The sequence below is a fragment of the Bacillus sp. JJ1533 genome, from assembly GCF_036965045.1.
GTDB lineage: Bacteria > Bacillota > Bacilli > Bacillales > Bacillaceae_L > Ferdinandcohnia.
This window is the reverse complement of record NZ_JBALOV010000035.1, coordinates 125,831-146,291: the sequence shown is the minus strand read 5'-3', so window position 1 is coordinate 146,291 and position 20,461 is coordinate 125,831. Positions and strand designations below refer to the sequence as shown.

20 protein-coding genes are annotated in these 20,461 nt (G+C 38.2%); 1 reads left to right on the top strand and 19 read right to left on the bottom strand.

Features of this window, described 5'->3' with window-relative positions; translation table 11 throughout:
• Nucleotides 1-201: 201 nt before the first annotated feature.
• The 15 genes from murD to V7138_RS18275 form a co-directional block, all read right to left on the bottom strand.
• Nucleotides 202-1,554, bottom strand: coding sequence for a UDP-N-acetylmuramoyl-L-alanine--D-glutamate ligase (gene murD, locus V7138_RS18345; RefSeq protein ID WP_438824379.1), 1,353 nt, complete (start codon nt 1,552-1,554; stop codon nt 202-204).
• Nucleotides 1,555-2,529, bottom strand: a complete 975-nt coding sequence (gene mraY, locus V7138_RS18340; RefSeq protein WP_335400088.1) for a phospho-N-acetylmuramoyl-pentapeptide-transferase — start codon at nt 2,527-2,529, stop codon at nt 1,555-1,557.
• Between the two features lie 2 nt (nt 2,530-2,531).
• The gene (locus tag V7138_RS18335; RefSeq protein ID WP_335400085.1) at nt 2,532-2,978 is read right to left on the bottom strand and encodes a hypothetical protein; all 447 of its coding nucleotides are present in this window, start codon (nt 2,976-2,978) and stop codon (nt 2,532-2,534) included.
• Nucleotides 2,979-4,442, bottom strand: a complete 1,464-nt coding sequence (locus V7138_RS18330) for a UDP-N-acetylmuramoyl-L-alanyl-D-glutamate--2,6-diaminopimelate ligase (RefSeq protein ID WP_335400605.1) — start codon at nt 4,440-4,442, stop codon at nt 2,979-2,981.
• A gap of 205 nt (nt 4,443-4,647) precedes the next feature.
• Nucleotides 4,648-6,603 carry a stage V sporulation protein D gene (locus tag V7138_RS18325; protein WP_335400082.1) on the bottom strand — a complete coding sequence of 652 codons (1,956 nt, stop codon included), beginning with the start codon at nt 6,601-6,603 and terminating at the stop codon, nt 4,648-4,650.
• Nucleotides 6,604-6,901: 298 nt separating this feature from the next.
• Entirely contained in the window at nt 6,902-9,112 is a 2,211-nt protein-coding gene (locus tag V7138_RS18320; RefSeq protein WP_335400080.1) for a penicillin-binding protein, read from the bottom strand.
• A 3-nt stretch (nt 9,113-9,115) separates the two neighbouring features.
• Nucleotides 9,116-9,478 (bottom strand): cell division protein FtsL, encoded by a 363-nt coding sequence (gene ftsL, locus V7138_RS18315; protein WP_335400077.1) that lies wholly within the window; start codon nt 9,476-9,478, stop codon nt 9,116-9,118.
• A 34-nt stretch (nt 9,479-9,512) separates the two neighbouring features.
• Nucleotides 9,513-10,445 (bottom strand): 16S rRNA (cytosine(1402)-N(4))-methyltransferase RsmH, encoded by a 933-nt coding sequence (gene rsmH / locus V7138_RS18310; protein ID WP_335400075.1) that lies wholly within the window; start codon nt 10,443-10,445, stop codon nt 9,513-9,515.
• Nucleotides 10,446-10,504: 59 nt separating this feature from the next.
• Entirely contained in the window at nt 10,505-10,936 is a 432-nt protein-coding gene (gene mraZ, locus V7138_RS18305; protein ID WP_335400073.1) for a division/cell wall cluster transcriptional repressor MraZ, read from the bottom strand.
• Nucleotides 10,937-11,057: 121 nt separating this feature from the next.
• Nucleotides 11,058-12,683 carry a bacillithiol biosynthesis cysteine-adding enzyme BshC gene (bshC, locus tag V7138_RS18300; RefSeq protein ID WP_335400071.1) on the bottom strand — a complete coding sequence of 542 codons (1,626 nt, stop codon included), beginning with the start codon at nt 12,681-12,683 and terminating at the stop codon, nt 11,058-11,060.
• 97 nt (nt 12,684-12,780) lie between these two features.
• A complete protein-coding gene (locus V7138_RS18295; protein WP_335400068.1) occupies nt 12,781-13,167 on the bottom strand; it encodes a DUF3397 domain-containing protein in 387 nt (128 codons plus the stop codon).
• 12 nt (nt 13,168-13,179) lie between these two features.
• Complete coding sequence (locus tag V7138_RS18290; protein ID WP_335400065.1) at nt 13,180-14,046, bottom strand: 2-dehydropantoate 2-reductase; 867 nt, start codon at nt 14,044-14,046, stop codon at nt 13,180-13,182.
• Nucleotides 14,047-14,190: 144 nt separating this feature from the next.
• Nucleotides 14,191-15,735 carry an acyl-CoA carboxylase subunit beta gene (locus tag V7138_RS18285; RefSeq protein WP_335400062.1) on the bottom strand — a complete coding sequence of 515 codons (1,545 nt, stop codon included), beginning with the start codon at nt 15,733-15,735 and terminating at the stop codon, nt 14,191-14,193.
• Nucleotides 15,736-15,750: 15 nt separating this feature from the next.
• Nucleotides 15,751-15,963, bottom strand: a complete 213-nt coding sequence (locus V7138_RS18280) for a biotin/lipoyl-binding carrier protein (RefSeq protein WP_335400059.1) — start codon at nt 15,961-15,963, stop codon at nt 15,751-15,753.
• A 12-nt stretch (nt 15,964-15,975) separates the two neighbouring features.
• A complete protein-coding gene (locus tag V7138_RS18275) occupies nt 15,976-17,316 on the bottom strand; it encodes an acetyl-CoA carboxylase biotin carboxylase subunit (RefSeq protein WP_335400057.1) in 1,341 nt (446 codons plus the stop codon).
• 189 nt (nt 17,317-17,505) lie between these two features.
• On the opposite strand from V7138_RS18275, the gene V7138_RS18270 reads away from it, so the two are divergent.
• Nucleotides 17,506-17,979, top strand: a complete 474-nt coding sequence (locus tag V7138_RS18270) for an N-acetyltransferase (RefSeq protein ID WP_335400055.1) — start codon at nt 17,506-17,508, stop codon at nt 17,977-17,979.
• 66 nt (nt 17,980-18,045) lie between these two features.
• On the opposite strand, the gene gerR is transcribed toward V7138_RS18270, so the two are convergent.
• From gerR to V7138_RS18250, 4 genes are all read right to left on the bottom strand, one after another.
• A complete protein-coding gene (gene gerR, locus V7138_RS18265) occupies nt 18,046-18,660 on the bottom strand; it encodes a sporulation-specific transcriptional regulator GerR (protein ID WP_335400052.1) in 615 nt (204 codons plus the stop codon).
• Between the two features lie 82 nt (nt 18,661-18,742).
• Nucleotides 18,743-19,507, bottom strand: a complete 765-nt coding sequence (locus V7138_RS18260; RefSeq protein WP_335400049.1) for an enoyl-CoA hydratase/isomerase family protein — start codon at nt 19,505-19,507, stop codon at nt 18,743-18,745.
• Nucleotides 19,508-19,631: 124 nt separating this feature from the next.
• Complete coding sequence (gene rpmF / locus V7138_RS18255; protein ID WP_077617716.1) at nt 19,632-19,805, bottom strand: 50S ribosomal protein L32; 174 nt, start codon at nt 19,803-19,805, stop codon at nt 19,632-19,634.
• A 40-nt stretch (nt 19,806-19,845) separates the two neighbouring features.
• A complete protein-coding gene (locus tag V7138_RS18250; protein ID WP_335400046.1) occupies nt 19,846-20,364 on the bottom strand; it encodes a YceD family protein in 519 nt (172 codons plus the stop codon).
• Nucleotides 20,365-20,461: the final 97 nt, after the last annotated feature.

The following is a 20,461-nucleotide window of genomic DNA, read 5'->3' as shown; positions in this document are numbered from 1 at the left end:
GCAAGGAAAAAGCGCAAGCGCCTTGATTAGCCCCGACAAGCATAAGACGAATCACGCTCAGAAATCCTGATTTCTGGAGTGATTTGACTTATGACCTCGAGCTGCTCAAAGCAAAGCTTTTCGCAAGATACTCAAGGAAGATTATCGGTGATGAAAACTGGCTAGGTGCTGGAGCTAGATTAATCTAGATTGTCCAAGCCCTTACTTAAGCTTATGCACGGCGTTTATAAAAATGTCTCCTCTTTCTTCAAATGTTTTATGTTGATCCCAGCTAGCACATGCAGGTGATAATAAAATAACATCACCCTCATTTGAAAGGTTATAGGCTTCTTTTACCGCTGCTTCAACATTATCGACCATTTTTAACGTTTCTATTCCAGCTAGCTTCCCTGCTCGTTCAAGCTTTTTGGCTGTTTGACCAAATAGAACCATAGCTTTCACACGAGATAATTCAGGGACTAGATCATCAAATTCATTTCCACGGTCAAGCCCGCCCGCTAATAAAATGATCGGTTGTTCAAAGGCAGTAATCGCCTTTTTCGTTGCAAGGATATTTGTTGCTTTTGAATCATTATAAAATTTACGTTTTTCTATCGAAGTCACGTATTGCAGGCGATGTTTAACTCCCGTGAAGGTTGTTAACACCTCAGTGATGGCACTATTTGGCGTATGAACAAGCTTAGCTACCGCAACAGCAGCCAAGATATTTTCAAGATTATGGAACCCTGGTAACACAATATCCTGGATGTCCATGATTTTTTCTTCATCAAAATAAATCGCTTGGTCCTTCATATAGGCACCTTTTTGCAATGTTTGCGTAGTCGAGAATGGAATTTTCATTCCTCGACCACTTTCGGCTGCACGAACAACGTCCTTGTCATCTAAATTAATGACACTATAATCAGCAGCCGTTTGATTTTCAAAGATTCTTGCCTTTGCTTTTATATATTCTTCCTTCGTTCCATGGTAATCAAGATGTGCATCAAAAATATTTAATAAAACAGCAATTTTCGGTGCAAATTCTTGAATGCCCATTAATTGAAAGGAGGAAAGTTCAGTAACGATGATATTTTTTTCCTCCGCCGCTTTTGCAACCTCACAGGCTACTGTTCCAATGTTACCGGCGATTAAAGGTGATTTATTACCAACCTCCAGCATTTCAAAAATCAAGGTTGTCGTGGTTGTCTTTCCATTAGAGCCCGTAATACCAATAAAATCAGCAGGAGTAAGATGATAGGCTAGTTCCACTTCCGTTATAATTGGAATTCCTTTTTCTTTCGCTTTTACTAGGAGTGGGTTACTATATGGGATTCCCGGATTTTTAACAATAAAGTCAAAATGATCATCCAATATTTCAGTTGGATGACCTCCACATACAATGTTCATTCCTAATTTTTCAAGTTCCTGGGCAGCCTCGTTTTCTTCAAATGGCTTTTGGTCGTTGACTGTAAGGTGTGCACCAATTTCGTGCAGAACCTTAGCTGCAGCATAGCCGCTTTTGGCAAGTCCCAATATTAACATATGTTTGTTAGTAAAGTTATTTGTATTTTTCAATTAAATCCACACCTCGATATAAATTCCAAGAATCGCACATAATAATCCCACCGTCCAAAATGTCACAACAACCCGCCATTCAGACCATCCTACTAACTCATAATGGTGATGTAAAGGACTCATTCGAAACACACGTCTACCGGTTGTTTTGAAAGAGATTACTTGAATGATAACAGACAATGTTTCAATAACAAATACCCCACCGATTAATAAAAGTAAGATTTCAAGCTTTAGCGCAATCGCAACCGTCGCTATCGCTCCACCGAGTGCAAGTGAGCCTGTATCACCCATGAATACCTTTGCTGGGTTCGCATTAAACACAAGGAATCCAAGAACTGCTCCTACTACCGCTACACAGAAGATGGCAACATCATATTGCGCTTGATTCCATGCCAATACCGCAAATGCACCAAATGCAATTGCAGCCGTTCCTGAAACCAATCCATCTAAACCATCCGTTAGATTAACGGCATTTGAGAAGCCAACCAACCAAATTACTAAGACAAGGACATATAGAATTCCCAAATCAAACTCAACATCTGTCCCTGGAATAGATATGGCTGTTGAAAAATTATTTTGTTTATAAATAAAGTAAAAAACGATAGCAATAGCGATTTGACCTAGTAGTTTTTGTAAAGAGGTCAAACCTAGATTCCTTTTAAGAACAACTTTAATAAAGTCGTCTAAAAAGCCTAATACCCCGTAGCCCAATGTTACGAATAAAAGTAAATATGTCGTTACCGACAGTTCCCCAAAACGAGTCGAAACTAAAATTGTCGTAAGTAAAATTGAAACCAAAATAATGATTCCACCCATCGTCGGTGTTCCCGATTTTTTTTGATGGGATTTAGGACCTTCCTCACGGATACTTTGTCCAAATTTTAATCTACGTAAGAAAGGGATAAAAATGGGGGAGAGGATGACACTTATGACAAATCCTATTGCAATCGAATAAATGACTACTTCTTCGATCATCTCTACTCTCTCCCTTCTTCAATCATTGATAATTTTTTTGCAAGTATCTTTATTTCATTTTTCGTTTGATTGTCTTGCATTAATTCTTTCGTTTCATTCGTAAAAAGTTTAAATTTTGTCATTGTATCATACCCATTTTCTTCGATTTTTTTTAAATAGTATTCTAAGATTTGTTTAAGTGCTGGTAGTGGATCTGTTACTACGAATACAGGGAAATGATTAGGTAGAAATAGCGGTAATTTTTCATCCTTTGGCCAAACTGCTGCAACTGCACCATTATAAAGTGCCTGTTTTAAAAACTCATCCCTTTTATCACGTTCAATTGAAACATAAAGTCCTCTTTTGGTTAAGATGGTTGGGTCAGTAATCACTTCCTCAAAAACAAAATTCTGATTTTTGATCCCATACCCCTCATCAAACATGGTCCACATATCTTGATTGGATAACAATTACTTCAACTCCTTAATTGCACGAGCTGCAACAAGGCGGTCATCAAATAAATGAGTTTTATCCCCAATAATCTGATAGGTTTCATGTCCTTTTCCAGCAATGATTATTATATCATTCTCACCCACATTTGAAATAGCATAAAAAATTGCTTTTTCTCGATCAGGGATAGTGATATACGTTTCACCTACAACTCCTGCTTCCATCTCCTTTAATATTTCAATAGGATCTTCAGAGCGAGGATTGTCTGACGTAAAAATAGGGACATCCGCAAATTTTGTTGCGATTTTAGCCATGAGTGGTCGTTTCGACCGATCCCGGTCCCCACCACATCCAATAATGACTGTGATTTTCCCTTTTGCAATTTGTCTAACTGTTTTTAAGACATTTTCTAAGCTATCGGGTGTGTGTGCATAGTCAACTATCACAGTAAAATTTTGCCCCTGGTTCACTATTTCAAAACGCCCTGGTATACCCTTGATCTTTTCGACAGCCCTTATAATCGTAGAGATTGATACTCGCGAAACGAGGCAAGTAGCTATGGCAGCTAAAACATTGTAGACGCTAAATTGTCCGATTAAATTCATCTTTATTTCGTAATTGCCAAACGGTGTTTGTAAATCAAATTCTGTCCCAGTGGCTGTTAAACGAATGTTAGTAGCCATAATATCTGCCCCACGATAAATTCCATATGTAACGATAGTTGCTGAAGTAGATCTTGCATATTCCTCTGAAGCAGGGTCATCATTATTTAAAACCGCGTATTTCGGATTAGCTTTTTCATAGCGATTTCCTAAACTAGCAAATAATAAACCTTTCACTCTTCGATACTCATCAATTGTCCGATGATAGTCCAAATGATCCTGAGTCAAATTGGAAAACACTGCAATATTAAAATCACATCCATGAACCCTACCAATATCGAGTGCATGAGAAGAAACTTCCATTACTGCTCTGGTTACTTGTTCAGACACCATTTGATGAAAATATTTTTGGAGCATCACTGATTCCGGAGTTGTATTCTTCATCTCTATTGTTTGCTCTCCGATTTTTGCATACATTGTTCCAATAAGGCCTGTTTTTTCACCAGCTTCTTTAAAAATTTCTTCAATTATGTGGCTGATTGATGTTTTCCCATTTGTTCCCGTTACGCCTATTAATTGGAGGTGATGTGTCGGGTGCTGGTAAAATGCATCTGCCAGTACTGCCATCGCTCTTCTTGTATCCTTCACTTTAATTACTGGAATGGACACCTGCACCTCTTTTTCCGCGATGAGCGCAACAGCACCCTGGGCTTCAGCTTGTGTCGCAAACAAATGACCATCAAATGTACTACCTTGTACACAAAAGAATAGACTTCCCTTTTTTACCTCCCTCGAGTCCATTTCAAGAGATGTGATAAAAGGATTGGCATTACCTTTTTCCGTAAAATCATGCAGGTTCGCTAATAAGTCCTGTAATCGCATCATGAATTTTACCATTCCCTCTCGAAAAATTTACCCGGGAATTGTATCAGATTTACATAATACGCTAGTCCCCGTGTGTTGTCTAGTACCCTATTTTTCTTTTAATCCGAGAAAAGGACACCTTACCAAAAATTTTATTCCTCTATATTAAAGGTATTCCTTTTTATAGAAAAAAGAAGCCTAAAGGGGAAATCCTCTTAGGCTACTAGTTCTTATCTTTTGATTCTTTTTTATCTGCGGCTTCCCCTAGATGGATCCGTAATGTTGTTCCTTCCTGGACTCGTTCTCCCGCATTTGGCGCCTGGTCAACAACAACATTTCCTTCTCCACTAATATCTAATTTTATATTCATTAATTGCTGCTGTAATTCCTGTTTTGTTAATCCAATTACATTCGGAACTTCAAGATATTTTTTATCTGTCCATAATCTCATTTCTTTTTCGATTTGGTTGTCGCGCTTTTCAATTCCAAGTAGAGGCAGGCTTTCACGCATGATGTTTCCTACTATAGGTGCAGCTACTACTCCACCAAATTGCACGGTCCCCTTAGGATTATCAACCGCAATATAGACGACAATTTGTGGATCATCTGCTGGCGCAAACCCAATAAAGGACACGATATGGTTATTTTGAAGGTAGCCGCCACCTTTTTTAGATTTTTGCGCAGTTCCTGTTTTTCCACCCACTCGATAACCATCTACATAAGCTCCACCACCCGAACCTTTTGCTACTACATTTTCAAGTGCATACCTTACTTTTTCAGACGTTTCTTCAGAGATGACTTTACGCTTTGCTTCAGGTGTGTTCCTCTCTACCACTTTCCCGGTCACAGGATCTACCCATTCTTTTGCAACATATGGTTTATATAAGGTTCCTCCATTTACTGCTGCCGCAACCGCTGTAACCTGTTGAATTGGTGTTACTGCAACCCCTTGACCAAATGCAGTTGTAGCTAACTCTACCGGTCCAACGTTCTCTGGTTTAAAAAGGATACCGGTTCCTTCTCCTTGAAGATCAATACCTGTTTTTTGGCCGAATCCAAAATCGCGAACGTACTTAAATAATGTATCCTTTCCTAATCTTGTACCTAGCTCGACAAAACCTGGGTTACAAGAGTTTTGAACAACTTCCAGGAAGGTTTGATGTCCATGCCCCCCACGTTTCCAGCATTTAAGAGTCGCTCCCCCCACTTTAACAAACCCTGGGTCATTAAAATGATCTTTATCTAAATTGACTTTCCCTTCCTCCAACGAAGCGGCTAAAGTGATAATCTTAAAGGTTGAACCAGGTTCATATGTACTCCAAACAGGGAGATTTCGGTTGTATACCTCTTGTGGAACATTCCGGAAATTTGCTGGATCAAAGTCAGGTCTTGATGACATGCCTAAAATTTCACCGGTATTTGGATCCATTGCAATCGCAATGATTCCATCTGGGTTGTATTGGGCTTGAGCATTATTGAGTTCTCGCTCAATAAGGGATTGAATTCTTGTATCAATCGTTAGCCTTAAGTCAAGACCATCCTTTGGTGGTGTATAATCATCAGCGATATCTGGCATTCTTCTTCCTTTTGCATCAGAGTAAAACTGTACACTTCCTTTTTCACCTTTTAATTCCTCATCATAGCTTTTCTCAAGACCAGTTAATCCTTGGTTATCGATTCCGGCAAAACCTAGTACATGAGAAAGATAGCTGCCAAATGGATAGTGGCGTTTCGAATCCTCGGCTATATAGACTCCCTTTATCCCAAGGGCACGGACTTCATTCGCTTTCTCGTGAGAAATTTTTCTGCCTTCAGGGTTGATATAAACTTTTGATTCATTCTCGGTTATTTTTTTATACGCTTTTTCTTTAGACATATTTAAAACGGTGGCAAGTTTTTCTGCTGCTTCAGCAGGATTCTCTATTTGTCTCGGAACAACAAGTACAGTAGGTGCACTTTGGTTCGTAGCAAGGACAACGTCGTTTCGATCGAGAATTTTTCCTCTTTCCGGCTCAAATGGTATATCCCGACTCCACGAATCCTTTGCTAGTGCAGTCAGCTTATTCCCTACAAAAAATTGAACATAACCTAAGCGAACATCAATAATCAAAAATAGTAAAAACCCTATAAATAGAACTAACGATAATCTTTTTCGTACTGTTACATTTGAAACTCGCATATAGATGTACCTCCTATAAACTTGCAAATCCAAGGCTCGTCTAAATATATATGCTTGTACCAGATCGAATAGAACAGAACAAATGCGTAAGCGCCTATAGAGGATCATCGACTAACTTCTGCCACGTCCTGTGGCAAACGTCGATGTCAGCACTTCCTCGAAAATCATTGCATTTTCTTCGTGCGATGTTAATGCCACCGAAGCCTTCCTTGTTCTGTGCAAGTCCGACAAGCACAAGACGAGCTGGATGTCGATACAAATTAAAAAAGGAACTGAAAAAATCAGTTCCTTTTTGTTCTTACTCACTATTTTCTTCTTCAATCGGATCTTCGGTTGTTTCTTCTTGTTGGGTATACGGTGGTTCCAATTTGACGGTTAATTTATCACCATCTTTTAAGATAGCCCCAGGTGCTAAGCTTTGTTGTACGACATAACCAGTCCCACTATAGGATACTTGAATATTTGTTAAATCAGCAACTTTCATAACATCCCTGATTGACCAATTTGTCAGATCTGGCAGGGTAGCTTCTTGATCAGTAAGAAGGAATACCTGTTCATTTGGCAGGATTTTTTCTCCCTGGCCCGGGCTTTGGCTAATCACATTCTTTCCATTTCCTATCACAGTTGCCTTAAGATTTAGCTTTTCAATCGATGTTTTTGCCTCATCAATCGATTTTCCTTCATAGGATTCAACTTCAATTTCTTTATCAATATTCACTTGATCTTCCGGATTTTGTTCTTTCGGTTGGATATTTAAATATTGTAAACTGTTTTTCATAACATGATTGAATACCATCACAACTGGTTCGTGACCTATGTCTGTATCCTTAAGCTTAGGCTTCTCTACAGCCACATACACGATTAATTTAGGGTCATCCACAGGTGCCATTCCGAGGAATGAATATAAAAAATTACCTCTTCCCGTTAAATACCCACCTTTCGGACTAGGTATTTGGGCAGTACCTGTTTTCCCAGCAACTTGATAACCTTCAAGATCATACGCTTTTCCGGTTCCGTCAGTTACCACCTGACGTAATAAATTTAATACTTTCTGAGCGGTATCCGCTGAAACAGGTTCTCCTGCGACTTGAGGCTTGTGATCCACTACAGTTTTATCCGTGTCAGGGTCAACAATCTTATCAACAACATACGGTTTCATCATCTTACCGCCATTTGCAATTGCAGTTGCTGCTTGAACCTGCTGAATCGGAGTAACAGAGGAAGCTTGACCAAATGCGGTTGATACTCTATCAATTTCCCACCTGAAATTAATGATATTTTCGACTTCACCTTCTAAATCAATGCCAGTTGGCCGATCAAGGCCAAATCGACCTAAATACTCTAATAATTTATCGGTCCCTAGAAGTTCATTTGCTAATTTGGCAAAGGCAACGTTTGAGGATTTAAGGACGCCTTCATCATAGGTAATTGTTCCCCATCCGGACCTATTATGGTCACGAATCGTTTCTCCTCCAGCCGTGTAGCTCCCTGAAGCAAAGGAGGCGTCCCCATTATAGACTCCCTCTTCAATTGCTGCGGCCAATGTAAATATTTTCATCGTTGAACCTGGTTCAAACGGATAAGCAATCGCGTCATTCAAGTAATTTTCGATGTTTCGATAATTTGGGTCAAAACTCGGTCTTGTCGACATTGCTAAGATTTCACCTGTTTTTGGATTCGCAACAACACCAATGATTTTTTCAGGCTGGTACTCCTTTATCGTCGTGTTCATCGCGTCCTCTAAGAAGGTTTGAATCGTTTGATCAATTGTTAAGTAAACATTGCTTCCATTATCGGGAGCGACAATCTGTTCCTTTGCATCAGGTAATTTATAACCTTTCGTATCACTTTGGAATTTCATGTAGCCGTCTGTTTCTTTAAGGTATTTATCGAGACTTTTTTCAACTCCCATCTTTCCGACTGTTTCTGTCTCTTTTGTTTCCTTATCAGTCACCTTCTGAGCATATCCTACAACATGCGAGGCGAAGGTCCCATTCGGATAGTATCTTTTTAATTCTCTTCTAAAGGCAATTCCCGGTAATTCTAAGCTTTCAATTTCTTGTTTGAGTGAGGTACTAATATCTCGGCCATAAGTCCCAAACTCAACTTGTTTTCTTTCTGGTTTTGTTAAAACTTTATACATCTCGTTCTCATCCATCTTTAGAAGCGGCGCAAGCTTGCGAGCTGTTTCTTCTGGATCCACGACATGTTGCGGGTCATCCTCATTCACGGTTAAATCTTCATCAAGGATTGCCACCACGGTGTAAGTAGAGGTATCCTCTGCAATCGGATTTCCATTTCGGTCGAAAATTGTTCCTCGATGCGCTTCAATCGTTCTCTGTTTCGTGTATTTTTCTTCTGCTAGAGCTGCTAATACAACACCATCAACCTTACCTGTACCTTGGATATATGCAAATCTTCCCATCAATGTAAAAAAGAGCAAAGCAAATATTATACTAATAAATGCTGCTCCTCTATTTATATTGGTATTTTTAATCTTCATTTTCATGTTTTAGTTCCCTTGAACAACTTTCACGTTGTTTTCATTTAACACCAGGCCAAGTTCTCTCGCTTTTTCCCAAAGACGTTCGTATTCACTTAACTCCTGAACTTGTACATATAAATCATTATTTGTTTTTGTTTGTTGACTGATTGATGCTTCGATTTGTTGAATTTCGATGTTAGTATGGTAGATGGATACTTGGTTAGATATGATATGAATTGCGCAGAATATTACAGCTGCGGAGAATAAAATCCCTAATACCTTTTCCCCTAACGTAAATCGAAATTTCTTCTTTGTAGTTGGTCGCGTCTTTGGTGCCTGATTTGGTTGGTAGCTTTCAGTTTGTCTTACTTTGTATGCTAAATTACCCATCATATCCCTCCTTAAGTATCGATCGTATTTTTATTTAAAGTTTTTCCGCAATCCTTAACTTTGCAGACCGAGCTCTATTATTTGCCTCTAATTCTTCTTCTGTAGGTAATATCGGTTTTCTTGTAATAAGTTTTAATTTTGGTTTGTATTCATCCGGGATGATTGGAATCCCTGGTGGCAGTGGTGGACCTTCGCTTGCCTTTTTTAAGGTGACTTTACAAATTCTGTCTTCTAGCGAGTGAAAGGTTATCACACTCACTCTCCCTCCTGTTGCAAGAAGTTCAATTGACTGTTTAATCGCATCCTCAAACACTTTTAGTTCATCGTTTACAGCAATGCGGATTGCTTGAAATATCCTTTTTGCCGGATGCCCGCCAGTTCTTCTTGCCGCAGCAGGAATACCCTCTTTAATTAATTCCACCAATTCACCAGTTGTCTCTATTGGCTGCTTTTCACGTGCAGCCTCTATTTTTCTAGCAATTTGTTTTGAAAATTTTTCTTCACCGTATTGGAAAAAGATTCTTACCATTTGTTCATATGACCAATGATTTACAATGTCATATGCAGATAATGATGCATCCTGATCCATTCGCATATCAAGTGGGGCATCGTGGTGATAACTAAATCCTCTTTCAGGGGTGTCCAATTGTGGAGATGAAACACCTAAATCAAATAATATACCATCGACAGCTGTTACACCCTGTTCATGTAACTTTTCAGTAATGTTCGCAAAATTACTTTTGATAATGGTTACAATATCACCATATTGAGCTAGCTTGTCCTTCGCATTTTCGATTGCGATATCATCTTGGTCAAATGCATAAAGCTTTCCTTTGTTTGAAAGCTTTGAAGCTATGTATGAGCTATGTCCTGCTCCACCAAGTGTGCAGTCTACATAGATGCCATCTGGGTTTATCTTTAATCCGGCTACGGCCTCTTCTAAAAGAACGGTTTTGTGTTCAAACATGTTAGCACCTCTAATAATTATCATTTGTTATATCCTTACTATCATTTCACAAAAAATAATTATATATCAAAACCGATCATATTTTCAGCTATATCAGAAAAAGATTCCTCAGAAGCTGCGAAGTATTCTTCCCACTTATCCTTACTCCAAATTTCTATGCGGTTTGATACTCCAAGCACTACACATTCTTTTTCAAGTCCTGCATATGAAATGAGAGGTGATGCAATATTCACTCTTCCTTGTTTATCAAGCTCACATTCAATGGCTCCAGAAAAGAAAAATCGTGTGAAAGCACGAGCGTCTTTTTTTGTTAATGGGAGTGTTTTTAATTTATCTTCAAGTATTTTCCATTCAGATTGTGGGTAACCGAACAAGCACTGATCAAGACCTCTCGTTAAAACAAACGTTTCACCAAGGCTATCTCGAAACTTAGCAGGTATTATCATTCGGCCTTTCGTATCAACAGTATGATGGTATTCTCCCATGAACATATCCATTGTCCCCACTTTCTGTATTTATATTACCACAATCCCCCACTTTCCACCACCAGTTTTTATAATTTTTTACCAAATAAAAAAATCCTCGGAAATTCCGAGGATTTCAAGGTACGATTTACATCTTAATAACCTTATGCTTTCCGTTAAATTCAAACGGAAGGGCTAATAAATCTTTGATAAAATCGTCTCCATATTTATTTAAATAGTAAAAAACATTCCATAATCTCTCCTGTGGGGAGCCAAGTGGTAGGAGAGATTTTTCAATTCGGTTAAACCGGTTTAATTCGATTTCATTACGTTTTAAGATACTGCGATTAAAAGTATTCTTTAAAAAATCAAATTGTGATTGAATATTTTGTGCGTTCTTTAATAAAAGATCTGCTAGCCCAGGATCCACTTCGAGTCCCACGTCTCGAACTTTTTTATGGATGTGCTCGACTTCTTTCTTGGCTGCTGAAATCATTCCGTCCACATCAGCTGTTTGTTTTTTCAGCCATGTTTCTTTTGCTTTTAGAAGTTCGCCCGATAACACCGCCTGTATCGTTAATCCGATTTCTTCTATATTAGATTCAATCGCTCTCTCCACAATTGTCATCATTAACCGTGGTACAACAGGTGGCATCTTTATTTCCATAACTGAAAATACTTTTTTTAGCTCCGCCCAGTATGACACCTCACCAGGTCCAGAAATGAAAGCAAGTGTCGGAAATAAGAGCTCCTGCATCACTGGACGTGTGACTACATTATTACTAAGTAGGTCCGGTTTTTCTTTCGCAATTTTAAGTAATTCTTCACCACAAAGGATACATTCATTATTTTTTCCGCTAAAAATATCATGCTCTACATTATACTCAAGCAAAATGCGTTCATCATTTTGCGTATAAAATAGGTTAGCACTGGATTCATTCATATCAATTGTTTTAGGGTATTGATAGGTAGAAAGGATTTCCTGCTGTAACAACAATGCATCATGAATGTCTCTATTTTTTTCAATCATTTTTTGAAAGTAGAATGATTGGAGTGTTCTAATCTCTTTTGAACCGGAATCAACTAGCACAAGTCCAGCCTCACCAAAGAGTTCATTAATAATTTGAATAAAAAAATCAACATAGGTCTTTGATTTTTCCACATATCCATTCAGACGTTCCAAAAGACCATTTGTATGATTGGTTTCACCATAGGTCTCAAACACTTCTTCAATCCATTCCACTAAGCCGTCCTGTTCAAGTTCTATGGACGATACCATTGTTTTCCTGTTGTGATATTGCGGAACGGCTCTTTTGCGAATGCCATTTTGTAAATTCACATAGAGATGATTAATTTCGGCAAAATCATGGTCCTCCCCTGCTATCCAAAACACCGGTATAACAGGTATATTCAGTTTTTCCTCTTGTTCTTTTGCAAGCTTAATAATAGAAACAATCTTATGAATGGTATAAAGCGGTCCAGTTAATACACCTGCCTGCTGCCCACCAATTACCACCACACTTCTTGGATCTAGTAGCTTGTTAATATTCTCAATTGTATATGGATGATAGTTTAAACGTTTATTAAATGAAAGCAAATGCTCTACAAGTTTTTCACGTTCAAATTGTCTTTTATGTAAATCTTTTTTTCTCTCCTCGTACACAAGGGGAGATTGTATGTCGTAATCAAAAAAATTCTCTATATCCAGTTCATTTGAAAGATAATGATTCATTAATCGATTTGAAGATGGTAACGAGAGATCCAAAACCTCCATAAATTCTTGTTCTTCCTTTCATATCCAGTTTATATCTTAGATGAGTATAGCACGGTTTTTTGAGAATCCAAAAATTACTGCTCAATAAAAGTTAATTTTAGGTCGCAACAAAAATTCGTTGAACTAGCCCGATGAGCAATAATAAAAAATAAGCAATCGTTGAGGCAAGGAATGCAAAACGCCAAGACTTCCTTAATACTTTCACCGTTTCAATTTCATGGCTTTTCCTCCAGGCTAAAAAGCCAATGAACAAAATGCTCGTAAGGAGGAGCAGAATGAGTAGCCAAAGCATGCTTTTTCCAACAATCACAAGTAATAAGTAATGGACTGCGATGAGAAAAAATAATGTCGTTACATCAACCGAAAGAAAAAAAGATCTTCGATTGTTTTTTAAAATAAATCTACTAATCACGTAAACTAGTATAAATCCCAGTAGTGGAATTGTTACAAATGTCGCAGCTACTCCGGCTAAAAAATCAATCATTCCTTATCCCCCTTATGTTTCGAGTCCTTTTATTGAATCATATAAAAATTGAGTAATCACTAATTCTTCGTTGTTCTTTGTTCCATGGTTTAAAACATACCCTAAAATGGCATCAATTTCAGTTTTTCTTCCCTCTTCAATGTCACGCAGCATCGATGATTTATTTTGAGCGGTGTTTTCACAAATAGTCGTCACAAGTTCCCACATTTTTTCTATATTAGATGGTATGGCAGAGGTCACTTCACGAAATAAGGCTTTCATTTGGTTGTGAAAATAATGATTTTGTAAAAGTTCCCCATTCTTCACCCGAAAAATAGCTGTCAAAGGGTTGATGACGGCATTTGCAATTAGCTTTGAGGTAACAATTTCGTACCAATCCTCATAATACTTGATGACAAAATCAGACTGTGAAAAATCGAATTGCTCATTCTTTCCTTTAAATACCCCCATTTTCGTCAGGCCAACACCGGTATGGATAACCGTCGTTTCATTTACTTTTAGTGCGCCATGTTCAACCACTCCCAGAAGAATTGTATGATTTTTTAAATCTCCAATCCGATTGATATGACTCATTCCATTCTGTAGGAAGCAGACGGATTGAACTTTCTCTAGGTCTTTGGTTTGTAATAAAACATCTTCTAATATGTATTGTTTGACTGCAAAGAAGACGATGTCCTCTTCTCTTACAGAAACTGAACTTGGTACAGCTTGTACTCTATATGTTTTTGAAGTCCTTTGTTTTTCGATTGTTACACCTTTTTTGTTTATTTCATTTGCCTGGTATTCAGTTCGAGTATAGATCGTTACATCATGTCGTTCTGCAAGATAGCCTGCAAAAAGCAACCCGATGGACCCACCACCAATTATTCCAATTTTCATATCCCCAACTCCATAGTTTGTCCTTCCTTTATTTTACCAAAAAGCCCGACAATATGCCTAGTATATCGAACACGAAAAAGAACCATAAAATAATCTTGCATGACAAAACCCCAAAGCTTTTCCTTGGGGTCTTGGCACTCTTATCTATACTGGGTAAACAGGGTGTTTCTTTTGTCCAAAATGAAGCTCTTTTGTTTCGTATGCAGCGAGACGGTTAATTAGGACTTCTCTCAACTCAGTAGCCGCGACGATATCGTCAATAATGAGCTCAGATGCTAGTTTGTATATATCAATAGTCTCTTTATACTCTTGTTGCTTTTGTTGGACAAATGCCATTCGTTCTTTCGGATCATCTATTTCATTGATTTTATTTGAATAAACTGCATTCACCGCTGCTTCAGGACCCATAACCGCAATTTGAGCCGTCGGAAGTGCGACGCAATAATCAGGTTCAAATGCAGGTCCTGCCATTGCATAAAGTCCAGCACCATAGGCTTTACGTACAATAACGGAGATCTTTGGTACGGTTGCAGAGCTCATCGCTGCAATCAACTTTGCTCCATGTCTTATAATTCCCGCTCTTTCAACCTTTGTTCCTATCATAAATCCAGGGACATCAGCTAAAAACACTAAAGGGATATGAAATGCATCACATAAAGTGATAAATTTAGCGGCTTTGTCTGCAGAATCTACAAACAAGACGCCCCCCTTTACCTTCGGTTGATTGGCGATGATCCCGACCGGCCTTCCATCCATACGAGCAAGCCCCGTGATAATTTCTGGTGCAAATAGTTTTTTTATCTCATAGAAACTGCCCTCATCGATGAGGGCATCAATCCCTTCATACATATTAAAAGGAGCATTCTGATTCACCGGAATGATTTCTTGAAGACTCTTGCCTTCCTTTGGCGACACCCCTTTGATAATCACCGGTTTGTTCAAATAATTAGCAGGAAAAAACTTCAGGTAATCCCGTGCACTTTGAATGGCTTGCTCTTCATTTGCAGCAAGCACATCACCACAGCCACTAACGGTACAGTGCATTCTTGCACCACCCATTTCTTCTAATGTAACCTTTTCCCCGATAACCTTCTCGGCCATCCGTGGTGAACCCAGATACATGGATGCATTCTTATCGACCATGATGACAATATCACAAAAAGCAGGTATGTATGCACCACCCGCTGCAGATGGACCAAATAAAATACAGACTTGAGGAATCATGCCAGATAATTTGACCTGATTATGAAATATCCGCCCTGCTCCCCGACGATTTGGGAACATTTCAAGTTGGTCCGTTATACGTGCCCCGGCCGAATCTACTAAATATAAAAGTGGCACGCGTAGCTTTTCAGCGGTTTCTTGAATACGAATTATTTTCTCAACGGTACGGGCACCCCATGATCCAGCCTTTACTGTCGAATCATTCGCCATCACACAAACTTGTTGCCCGTTTATTTCTCCGATTGCGGTAACAACGCCATCTGCCGGAAGATCCCCTGCTGTATTGTTAGCAAATTTTCCGTCCTCTTGGTAAATCCCATTATCAAATAAGAGCGCAAGTCGGTCACGGACAAATAATTTATGTTGCTCTTTTAGTTTTTGATGATATTTTTCATGTCCTCCTGCTTCGATATCTTTCCTTTTTTCGATAAGCTTTTGGTCTAAATCCTTAGTCGTACGAAGCATGATTACCCTCCTTTTTTATTCTAAAACAAGTAATACATCATCCTCATTTACAAAATCTCCAATATCTACTTTTACAGTGGCAATCTTGCCATTTTGTTCACTTTCAATTGGGATTTCCATTTTCATTGACTCCAGCATGACAACCATTTGGCCTTCTGTAATCTCTTCGCCTTCTGAAACGAATACTTGTAAAACCGTTCCTGCCATGCTTGCTGTAATTTCCTTCATCTTATTTCCCCCCTAGTGTTTTTTCATCAAAGAGATGTAATTCGTAGCGTATTGCCCCTTAAGATAGGAATCTTCATTTATAATTTCTTGGAATAATGGAATATTTGTTTTTATTCCTTTTATCACAAGTTGATCAAAATACTCCTTTGCTATTTGAATTGCCTTAGAACGATCATTTGCCTTAACAATTATTTTGGTAATCATCGGGTCGTAAAATGGTGTAACGGTCGACCCTGCTTCATATCCGCTATCGACGCGGACACCCATACAATTTGTTGGAAGTGTAAATTCCTCGATTGTTCCTGGAGACGGAAAAAACTTTACCGGGTCTTCTGCATATACGCGAAATTCAATTGAATGACCCTCATGGCTAATTTCATGCTGAGCCAGAGGTAGTTTTTCTCCCTTCGCAACGAGCAACTGCCATTTTACAAGATCAAGATTCGTAATCATCTCTGTAATGGCATGCTCAACCTGAAGCCTTGTATTCATCTCTAGAAAATAGAAATTTTCCTGTTCATCAACAATGAATTCGATTGTTCCAGCATTTGTATATCCCACATATTCTGCGGCCTTTTTTGCTGCGTTACAAATTTTTTCACGTGCCCCTTGCGAAAGAAATGGTGAAGGTGTTTCCTCAATCACTTTTTGATTGCGACGCTGAATCGAACAATCTCTTTCGAATAGATGGACGATATTACCGTGATGATCACCAAAAATTTGGACCTCAATATGTCTTGCATTTGGTATAAACTTTTCAATGAACATTTCATCATTACCAAAATATGATTTTGCTCTTGCTTTTGTTGAATGATATGCTTTTTGTAGTTCTTCTTCCGTATAGCAGCATACCATCCCAATTCCGCCTCCGCCACCACTCGCCTTTAACATGACTGGGTAGCCAAATTGAGCAGCAAGTTTCGAGGCTTCATCTATTGTTTGAATGGCCTCATCACTCCCTGGGACAACAGGTATACCTGCATCCATCATGGTTTGTCTTGCTTTTACCTTATCCCCCATTAATGAGATTATCTCAGGGGTTGGTCCTATAAACACAATCCCTTTTTTAGCTATTGCTCTAGCAAAGGTTGCATTTTCGGATAAAAACCCATAGCCAGGATGGATTGCATCAACCTGCTCTTTTTCGGCAATCTCAATAATTTTGTCGATTTGAAGATAAGATTTTAAGACCTGCGGCTCACCAATTCGATGAGCTCTAGTTGCATTTCTCACAAATGGTAAATCTCGATCCGCATCAGAATAGACAGCGACCGTTTCAATCCCCATCTCATGACAAGTTTTCATAATTCTCGATGCAATTTCTCCCCTGTTGGCAATCAACACTTTTTTCAAGCTCTTTTCCCCTTTCATCAAAAGTTAAAAAGACGCAATATATAATTTCTACATTCATCTACATATTCCTGCACGCAATTGCAAACGCTTTCTATTTTTTTCTACAGAATTTTTTGTTATTTTGTTATATAATGAATGTAATATTAATTTAAACAGTTTTTCATAGTAGAATTGCAAGGGGGATATCAAATGTATACGGCTAAGGTTGAGAAATTATTAGTAAACTATAAAACTCTTGAAGAATTTAAAGCATTTAAAGAATATGGGCTTCAAGAGCTTTCCATGCTTGAAGACCTTCAATCCAATATTATTGAAAATGATAGCGTTTCACCGTTTTACGGAATTTTCTTCGGTGATAAATTAGTGGCACGAATGAGCCTTTATCGTGTTGATAAACAATTCAACAAATATTTTGAACCCGCTCAAGACTACCTAGAGCTGTGGAAACTTGAAGTACTTCCAGATTATCAAAAAAGAGGCTATGGGAAAGCATTAGTGGATTATGCGAAAACTTACAATCTACCGATAAAAACAAATCCACGAGTAAAATCCTCAGGTTTTTGGGAGAAAATGGGCTTTACACCTGCAGATTATCATATGGAACGTGATCTTGGGGAAAACCCACTTCTTTGGTTTCCTGAAGGAGTACACCAAATCGACTAAACAAATATACCTAAAAATACGATACATGAAGAAAACAGCTGAACATCATGTCAGCTGTTTTCCTTTTTATTTTTCAATTCGTTCAAGATTCCCATTTCTGTCCATTTGAAATTTCACCTTTTTACTTCTTTCATCTTCTTGGAGAACCACCATTTTACGGGCGCGTTCCATAATTTCAATTAATGCCTTATAATCTTCCTCAATTAATTGGATATTATTTTCCAAGGTGTTGTTTTGTGCCGTTAAGGTGTTTACTTGTTCTTGAAGCTTACTAATTTGAGTGTTCAAACTCTTATTTTCTTTCATTACATTTTGAAGCTCATTTTCTGTTTTTTCATATTCTTCAAGGAAGCGGATGATGTCCCTTAGTTGCAAATCCGTTTGCTTATTAGATGAGAATTCGGTATTTTCAGATTCTTGTTTTTGTTGAAGCTGTTCACCGTTGTTTTGCTTTTTTAATTCTTTACGTTGTTTTTTCGCAAGTTCAATACCGGATTTATATTGTTTTCGTACATATGAATTCCATCTAAAACCACAGGCAGCTGCCGTACGAGATAACTTACGACCTACCTCTTCAAATGCTCCTAATTGAGTTCCTCCCTCACGGATATGGCGCAAAACCACTTCAGCTAGAAATAAATCCTCATCTTGAGTCCATGCATCTTGACGTGTTGAAGTCATATCTTTCCCTCCTATACTTTTTTACTTATACATATGCATGTAGTAGAAAAGATAGACTACTCACACTCTAGTAAGAAAAGATTTATTCTTTTTGCATGATTTTTTGAACGGCTTCAAGATGTTCATCCATTACCCATAATGCTGAACATTCCTCGATTTCTTGAAGCATTCTTTCCTTCATTCCGGTAGCAATCCACTTTCTATTCACTACCTTTTTATATGATTTTACTACTTTAGTTGTAATTAAGAATTCATTCGCAATAAATTTTTTACAATCCTTTATTACATTGTCCTCTGATAGGACATGTTGAATGAAGCCAAGCTCCTTCCCTACTTCAGCAGAAAGAATTTCTCCACTCAAAAGAAGGTGATATGCTTTGTCAATAGGTATTCTTTCTAGTAGGAGTGTCGCACCACCCCACCCAGTCGTGATCCCTTGTTTCCCTTGAACAAAGCCAAATCTAGTTCTTTGAGATGCTAGTCTATAGTCACAGGCCGTCGCTAGCTCACATCCACCTCCAATTGCTAGTCCATTCAATAGAGCAATCGTAGGTTTCAATAAAGTCGCAAGCTTATATAAAATCATACCCATTTTGCTTAGCATCTGATATGCTTCTTCTACCGTTTGAAGGTTTTGAAAAACCGATAAATCGCCGCCAGAACAAAATGCTTTATGTCCAGAACCTGTTATGACTAAGGCCCGAGCATCCTCGTTCCCTTCTACTTCTGCGATGGTCTGTAAAAGTCCATCCATGACATCAAAATCAATCGCATTCCATTTTTCAGGTCGATTGATTGTAAACCAAACAATCCCCTGTAAATCTCGCTTTACTATGTATTTAGCCATCACGTTCCCCTTTTTCCTTTTTATTTTCATTGTACTGGTAAAAAACAGGGATACGCAACTTAGACAAATTAAAAAGCGTATCAATAACATAGTTATCAATACGCTTTTCAATCATTAACAAAAATTATTTGTTAACAACTTCTTTTCCTTTGTAAGTACCGCATTCTTTACATACGCGGTGTGCTAATTTCATTTCACCACAGTTTGGGCAAGCCACCATACCTGGCACTTGTAATTTGAAATGTGTACGACGTAATCTTTTTCTTGTTTTAGAAGTTCTTCTAAAAGGTACAGCCATTATTCCCACCTCCTTAAAAAGATAAATGATAAAGTGGATTTTATTCGTCTTCAAAGAATTTTGCTAGTCCCGCCAATCGGGGATCAATTTTGTTCTTTTTGTCATCTTCTGTGATAACTTCCCAATCTTGTCCTGATTGTGGTGCTGCATCTTCTGAGTTCGAATCATCACAATAAATTTGCATTGGTATTTCAAGTAAAATATTTTCCTTGATTAGTGGAAGTAAGTCAATTACTTCACCTCGAACTTGATGTACATCGTCGTCCGAATCTAAATCATAATCAGACGTCTCTCTGAGTAGAAACGTTTCAGTTGTTCGGATCTCGAATGGAAATTTCACATCAACCAATGTTCGAGAACATGGCAAAATCATTGAACCTGAAATTGTTATTTGAAAGCTCGCTTTTGTTGAGTCGAGATCAACACGACCGGTCACTTGTACCGGTGAAATATCTCGAATCGATTTTTCGAACTCCATTAAGTCTTTTACATCAACAGTTTCATCAATCATTAGGCCTTTTCGAGCCAACTGATTTAATTGATTAATTGTCCATTTCAATTGAAATCACCTCGAAGCGCAACAAAGGTAATTATAGCTTTGCCGATTACATTTGTCAATATTTTTTCTTTACACTATACTTGGTGTGTAGATACTT

Coding starts and splice junctions, on each gene's coding strand:
- mraY (WP_335400088.1), bottom strand. CDS start 2,529: ATGATCGAAGAAGTAGTCATTTATTCGATTGCAATAGGATTTGTCATA.
- V7138_RS18330 (WP_335400605.1), bottom strand. CDS start 4,442: ATGCGATTACAGGACTTATTAGCGAACCTGCATGATTTTACGGAAAAA.
- V7138_RS18325 (WP_335400082.1), bottom strand. CDS start 6,603: ATGCGAGTTTCAAATGTAACAGTACGAAAAAGATTATCGTTAGTTCTA.
- V7138_RS18320 (WP_335400080.1), bottom strand. CDS start 9,112: ATGAAAATGAAGATTAAAAATACCAATATAAATAGAGGAGCAGCATTT.
- ftsL (WP_335400077.1), bottom strand. CDS start 9,478: ATGGGTAATTTAGCATACAAAGTAAGACAAACTGAAAGCTACCAACCA.
- rsmH (WP_335400075.1), bottom strand. CDS start 10,445: ATGTTTGAACACAAAACCGTTCTTTTAGAAGAGGCCGTAGCCGGATTA.
- mraZ (WP_335400073.1), bottom strand. CDS start 10,936: ATGTTCATGGGAGAATACCATCATACTGTTGATACGAAAGGCCGAATG.
- bshC (WP_335400071.1), bottom strand. CDS start 12,683: ATGGAGGTTTTGGATCTCTCGTTACCATCTTCAAATCGATTAATGAAT.
- V7138_RS18295 (WP_335400068.1), bottom strand. CDS start 13,167: ATGATTGATTTTTTAGCCGGAGTAGCTGCGACATTTGTAACAATTCCA.
- V7138_RS18290 (WP_335400065.1), bottom strand. CDS start 14,046: ATGAAAATTGGAATAATTGGTGGTGGGTCCATCGGGTTGCTTTTTGCA.
- V7138_RS18285 (WP_335400062.1), bottom strand. CDS start 15,735: ATGCTTCGTACGACTAAGGATTTAGACCAAAAGCTTATCGAAAAAAGG.
- V7138_RS18280 (WP_335400059.1), bottom strand. CDS start 15,963: ATGAAGGAAATTACAGCAAGCATGGCAGGAACGGTTTTACAAGTATTC.
- V7138_RS18270 (WP_335400055.1), top strand. CDS start 17,506: ATGTATACGGCTAAGGTTGAGAAATTATTAGTAAACTATAAAACTCTT.
- gerR (WP_335400052.1), bottom strand. CDS start 18,660: ATGACTTCAACACGTCAAGATGCATGGACTCAAGATGAGGATTTATTT.
- V7138_RS18260 (WP_335400049.1), bottom strand. CDS start 19,507: ATGGCTAAATACATAGTAAAGCGAGATTTACAGGGGATTGTTTGGTTT.
- rpmF (WP_077617716.1), bottom strand. CDS start 19,805: ATGGCTGTACCTTTTAGAAGAACTTCTAAAACAAGAAAAAGATTACGT.